Here is a 5,521-nt window from a genome sequence, read left to right on the forward strand (position 1 = left end):
GCCGGCGGCGGTCCGCCGCCGCACCCCGCCAGCAGCGCGGCCGCGGCCGCCAGGCCGAGCACGCGGTTCCGGTTCATCGCTGTCCCTCCGTTCCGCACGGGTGGGGGCCCGGCGCGCGGGCCCCCACCCTCCCCCGGTCAGAACGAGGCCGTGTGCCCGCTGCAGTGGGGGTCCGCGCCCTTCACGTCGATCGCGAACTTGAATTCGACGTACGACTTCTCCTTGCGCGCCATGTCCCAGCCGTTCAGGTTCTTCGAACCGTCCGGCTTCGCGTTGTCGGCGGAGATCCACGTGTGCTTGATCGTGTCGTGGCCGAGCGTCTTGTCGTACTTCGCGCGCGCTTCGACGTTGTTCTTGTTCCCGACCTTCTTCGCGCCGCCGAGGTGCCAGCTCACCTTGGTGATCCAGTCCTTGCCGGACGCGGTCTTGTAGGTCGCCGAGTAGTTCGCGGTGCTGCCCTTGCTGCTGCAGGAACCGGTGACGTCGGCGGCGGACGCGGTGCCGGCGGAGACCGCCATGAGCGTCAGCCCCACCGCGGACGCCGCGACGGCGCCGGCGACCCGCTTGCCCGTGGTCGTGATCATTCTTTCCCCTTTTCCCGTGGTTCCGGGATCGTTTCCCGGACACGAGAAAGCTATCGGGGGAAAAGGCCGCGGTCGTCTGCCGGAAAACGGATTTCCGGCTACCCCCACGCGGGTACTCCGGCGCGGTTGTCAACCACGGGAGCAGTTCACGCCCGCGAGGTGCCCACCAGACCCGTTTCGTAGGCGACGACGACGGCTTGCGCGCGGCTGCTCAGGTCGAGTTTCGCCATCACGCGGGACAGGTGCGTCTTCACCGTGCCCTCGGTGATCATCAGGCTGCGCGCGATGTCCCCGTTGGTGCTGCCGGTGGCCACCAGGCTGAGCACCTCACGTTCGCGCGTGGTCAGCGGTTCGAGCCGTTGTTCGTGTTCCGCGGGCAAGGACGGCGGGCGGTAGCGGCCGACGAACGCGTCGATGAGCCGGCGCGTCACCGTCGGCGCGAACAGCATGTCGCCGGCGGCCACCGAACCGATCGCGGCGAGCAGGCTGGCCGGCTGGGCTTCCTTGAGCAGGAACCCCGACGCACCGGCCCGCAGGGCTTCGTAGACGTACTCGTCGAGGTCGAACGTGGTGAGGATGAGGATCCGCGGTGCCGGGTCGGGCCCGCCGCCGAGGATCCGGCGGGTCGCGGTGACGCCGTCGACGCCCGGCATCCGGATGTCCATCAGGATCACCTCGGGCCGGGTTTCGCGAGCGAGTTCGACGGCTTCGGCGCCGTCGCCCGCCTCTCCGACGACTTCGCACCCGGGACTGGCCGCGAGCAGCGCGGTGAGCCCCGCGCGCACCAGCGGCTGGTCGTCGACGACGAGAACGGTGGTCATGACCTGCTCCCCCTGAGCGAACCGCCAGTCAAGCCGTGGGCAGAACGAGTTCGACGGCGAAGCCCCCGTCCGGGCCCGGCCCCGCGGTCAGCCGCCCGCCGTAGAGGTTGGCGCGCTCCCGCATGCCCAGTAAACCGTAGCCGGACGAGCCGTGGGGCCGAGCCGGGCCGATCGCGGGCGAGTCGTTCTCGACGCGCGCGACGATCCGGTCCGGCTCCCGGCGCACAAACACCGTCGTGCGGCAGACCCCGGCGTGGTTCACCACGTTGGTCAGTGCTTCCTGCACCACGCGGTACACCGTGAGCTGCAGCGCCGAAGGCAGGTCGCCGAACGGGCCTGCCGCCGAGAGCTCGACGTCCACCCCGAGCGCGCGGATCCGCTCGGCGAGCTCCGGCAGCTGGTCGAGGCCCGGCGCCGCGGTGAACTCGACGTCGCCCGCGGGCGCGGCCGAAGCGGGCAGGCGCAACAGGTTCAGCACCCGGCGCATGTCGTCGAGGGTCTCGCGGCTGACGTCGCCGACCGTGCCCACCGCCGCCCGCGCCGTCGCCGGGTCGCTGTCGAAGACGTACTCCGCGAGTCCCGCCTGCATCGAAATCACCGACATGTGATGCGCGATGACGTCGTGCAGTTCCCGCGCGATGCGCAGCCGTTCCTGCACCATCGCCCGTTCGAGCCGGTGTTCGTGTTCCCGGCGCAGTTCTTCGGTGGTTTCGGCCAGCTGCCGGTTGCGCCGCGCCAGCTGCCGCGACAACCCGCCGAGCACGACGGCGACCCCGCAGATGACGACGGTCTGGACGACCGCGCCGACCGGCGGGATCCGCAGGGCCGCCGCCCCGGCGTAGAGGACGGGGCCGGCCACGGCGACGGCGGCGAGGCTCGTGCGCGACGTCGTCGTGGCCGCGACGCTGTAGAGCGCGAGCACCGGGCCCCACAGGTGCAGGCCGGGCAGGTGCCCGCGGGACAGGTAGACGAGGTAGGCGGCCGAAGTCAGCACCAGGACGAGCACCGGCGCCGTCCGGCGCGCGGCCAGCGGCAGGCAGATCGCGGCGGTGAGCAGGTAGGCCCAGCCGTCGAACCAGCGCCACGGCTGTTCGCGGAACCCGCCGCCGACGAGGCTCATCATGCCGAAGACGAGCACGGCGACCCCGGCGTCCACGGCCCACCTGGGGACCCGGCGCGTCACGAGCCTGCGGGCGCCCTCCACGGTCCGAGCCTAGCCAGCGACCGGGCCCCGGGCGTCATACCCAGGGAGTGCCCGCGGCTGCCGCTGAGGTTGACCCCGTCAGCGGAAGGCGTCCGCGTGGGCCGCCGCCCAGTCGGCGAACGTCCGCGCCGGCCGACCCGTGATCTCGGAGACGTCCGGGTGGACCGTCGCCTCGTCGAGCGTCCCGCCGGCGTAGAAGTCCCAGAACGCTTCGACGTACGCGGGCGGCAGGCTCGCCTCCAGCTCCGCGCGCGTCTCTTTGCCGGTGAGCCCGACGAAGCGCAGCTCTCGCCCCAGCACTTCGGCCAGCACGGCGACCTGCTCGGCGGGCCGCATCGCGACCGGGCCGGTCAGTTCGCGGACGGTGCCTTCGTGGCCGCCCTTCAGTGCTCGCACCGCCACCGCGGCGATGTCGGCCGGGTCGACGCACGCGGCGGCGACGTCCGGGAACTGCGCCCGCACGGTGTCCCCCGCGCGCAGTTGCGGCAGCCAGCGCAACGCGTTCGTCATGAACGCGCGCGGCCGCAGGAACGTCCAGTCCAGGCCGGACGCGCGCACCGCGCGTTCGGCCAGCGTCATGTACCGCGAAACCGCGTTGTCCAGGTTCTCGAGCGCGGCCGAACCACCGGACAGCAGCACGATCCGCCGCACGCCGGCCTCGCGCGCCCGCGCCAGCATGCCGGGCATGTCCTCGTAGCCCGGCAGGAGGAAGACGCCTTCGACTCCTTTGAGCGCGTCGCCGAGGCCAGCGGGATCGTTCAGGTCCCCCACGGCGGCCTCGACGCCGTCCGGGAGCACCGCGTCCGGCCGGCGCACCAGCGCCCGGACCGGCTCACCCGCTTCCTTCAGCGCCGTGACCACTTCCGAGCCGACGTTGCCGGTGGCGCCGGTGACCAGGAACATGTGCGAACCCCCCAAGGATCGTCCTGGACCCACCGTAGCGCCACCGGCCGCCACGTCAGCCCTGCGGCAGGTCCTCGAACTCGACGACCTGGCGGACCTCCACCTCGATCTCCAGGTCGAACAGCTCGGCGTAGCGCCGCGCGAACTCGACGGCTTCCGCGAGGTCCGCCGCGTTGATCAGCGCGAACCCGCCGATGACCTCCTTGGCCTCGGCGAACGGACCGTCGGTCACCCGGATCGCGGCGCCGCGCGGCTTGCGGACGAGCGCGCCCTTCTCCGACTTGTGCACGCCCTCCGCGGTGATCAGGATCCCCTTCTCCGCCGACTCCTGGACGAACGCGCCCATCTTCGCCATGAACTCCGGGCTCGGGTTCCACGCCTGCGGGTCGTTCTCGTCGATCCGGTGCATCATGAGGAAACGCATGGTCTTGCTCCCTGGTCGTACTGGGCCGGGGTCCGGTGCCTTCCGGACGCGATGACCGGCCTTCACCCCCGCGTCGATCGGCCGCGCACGGCCTTCGACATTTCTCCCGGACATTTTCCCGGGCAGAGTACTGTGACCTGCGTCACCGTCGACCGGAGGTGCCCGGATGCCCGTCGTGCTCGCGATCGGAACGCGCAAAGGCCTGTGGCTGGCGACCAGCCACGACGACCGGAAGACCTGGGAGGTGAGCGGCCCGCACCACCCGATGACCGACGTCTACGCCGTGGGCATCGACACCCGCCGCGCCACGCCGCGCCTGCTCGCCGGGGTGACCAGCGAGCACTTCGGGCCGAGCGTGGCCACCAGCGACGACCTCGGCGCGACCTGGGACGAGCCGGACCACGCGCCGATCGCGTTCCCGCCGGACACCGGCGAATCCCTGGCCAGGGCGTGGCAGCTGGTGCCCGGCCCGGCGAGCGAGCCGGACGTCGTCTACGCCGGCACCGAGCCGTCCGCGCTGTTCCGCTCCACCGACGGCGGCCGCACGTACGAGCTGGTCCGCGGCCTGTGGGAGCACCCGCACCGCGAGCACTGGACGCCCGGGGGCGGCGGCAAGGCCATCCACACCGTGCTCCCGCACGCGACCGAACCCGGCCGCGTCACCGTCGCGATGTCCACCGGCGGCGTCTACCGCACCGAGGACGGCGGCGAGTCGTGGCGGGCGAGCAACACCGGCATCAAGGCCGTCCACGTGCCCGACCCGTACCCCGAATACGGCCAGTGCGTGCACAAGGTAGCGGCGCACCCGGCCGAGCCGGACCGCTTCTACGCCCAGGTGCACCACGGCGTCTACCGCAGCGACGACGGCGGCGGGACCTGGCAGTCCATCGCCGACGGGCTGCCCAGCGACTTCGGCTTCCCCGTCGTGGTCCACCCCCACCGGCCCGAGGTGATCTACACGTTCCCGCTGGTCGCCGACGCCCTGCGGTTCCCGCCGGACGGCCGCTGCCGCGTCTACCGCAGCGAGGACGCCGGGAAGTCGTGGGAAGCGGTGGGCGCCGGCCTGCCGGACGGCTACTGGGCGGGCGTGCTGCGGGACGCGATGTACACCGACGACGCCGACCCGGCCGGGGTGTACTTCGGTTCGCGCTGCGGCGACGTCTACGCCAGCCGGGACGACGGTGACAGCTGGCAGCTCGTCGCGGCGCACCTGCCCGACGTGCTGAGCGTCCGCGCGGCGACGGTGTGACCGTGCGGATCACCGTGCTGCTGCCCGGGACGCTGCGGGAGAAGGCCGGCGGCGAGGCGAAGCTGGCCGTGGAAGTCGGCGAGCCGGCCACGCTGGGCGCCCTGCTCGACGCGCTCGCGCAGCGGTACCCGGCGCTCGAACGGCGGCTGCGCGACGAGCAAGCGGGGCTGCGCCGGTACGTCAACTTCTACGTCGACGGCGAGGAGTGCCGCGCCCTCGGCGGCACCGGCGCCCTGCTCCGCGACGCCGCCGAGGTGCAGATCATCCCGTCGGTCGCGGGAGGCTGAACGCCTCGGCGGGGCGGCGGGTGCCGGCCAGCGCCAGCGCGAGCAGCCC

Annotated in this window: 7 protein-coding genes; 2 read left to right on the forward strand and 5 right to left on the reverse strand. The window is 72.6% G+C overall.

The genetic code is table 11. From position 1 onward, the window contains the following. Positions 1–137 precede the first annotated feature (137 nt). The 5 genes from G3I65_RS03950 to G3I65_RS03970 all read right to left on the reverse strand — a co-directional run bounded on the left by G3I65_RS03950 (position 138) and on the right by G3I65_RS03970 (position 3,936). Positions 138–584 carry a hypothetical protein gene (locus G3I65_RS03950; RefSeq protein WP_160694842.1) on the reverse strand — a complete coding sequence of 149 codons (447 nt, stop codon included), beginning with the start codon at positions 582–584 and terminating at the stop codon, positions 138–140. A 146-nt stretch (positions 585–730) separates the two neighbouring features. After that, positions 731–1,405, reverse strand: a complete 675-nt coding sequence (locus G3I65_RS03955; RefSeq protein WP_160694844.1) for a response regulator transcription factor — start codon at positions 1,403–1,405, stop codon at positions 731–733. 28 nt (positions 1,406–1,433) lie between these two features. After that, entirely contained in the window at positions 1,434–2,561 is a 1,128-nt protein-coding gene (locus G3I65_RS58710) for a sensor histidine kinase (protein ID WP_160694846.1), read from the reverse strand. 126 nt (positions 2,562–2,687) lie between these two features. Continuing rightward, positions 2,688–3,512, reverse strand: coding sequence for an NAD(P)H-binding protein (locus G3I65_RS03965; protein WP_160694853.1), 825 nt, complete (start codon positions 3,510–3,512; stop codon positions 2,688–2,690). A 55-nt stretch (positions 3,513–3,567) separates the two neighbouring features. After that, complete coding sequence (locus tag G3I65_RS03970) at positions 3,568–3,936, reverse strand: YciI family protein (protein ID WP_125306616.1); 369 nt, start codon at positions 3,934–3,936, stop codon at positions 3,568–3,570. A 166-nt stretch (positions 3,937–4,102) separates the two neighbouring features. Here G3I65_RS03970 and G3I65_RS03975 point away from each other — a divergent pair, with 166 nt between their 5' ends. Next, positions 4,103–5,185, forward strand: a complete 1,083-nt coding sequence (locus tag G3I65_RS03975) for a sialidase family protein (RefSeq protein WP_160694848.1) — start codon at positions 4,103–4,105, stop codon at positions 5,183–5,185. A gap of 2 nt (positions 5,186–5,187) precedes the next feature. After that, complete coding sequence (locus G3I65_RS56985) at positions 5,188–5,472, forward strand: MoaD/ThiS family protein (protein ID WP_160694850.1); 285 nt, start codon at positions 5,188–5,190, stop codon at positions 5,470–5,472. Positions 5,473–5,521 lie beyond the last annotated feature (49 nt).

This window comes from Amycolatopsis sp. SID8362 (genome assembly GCF_010550475.1).
GTDB lineage: Bacteria > Actinomycetota > Actinomycetes > Mycobacteriales > Pseudonocardiaceae > Amycolatopsis > Amycolatopsis eburnea.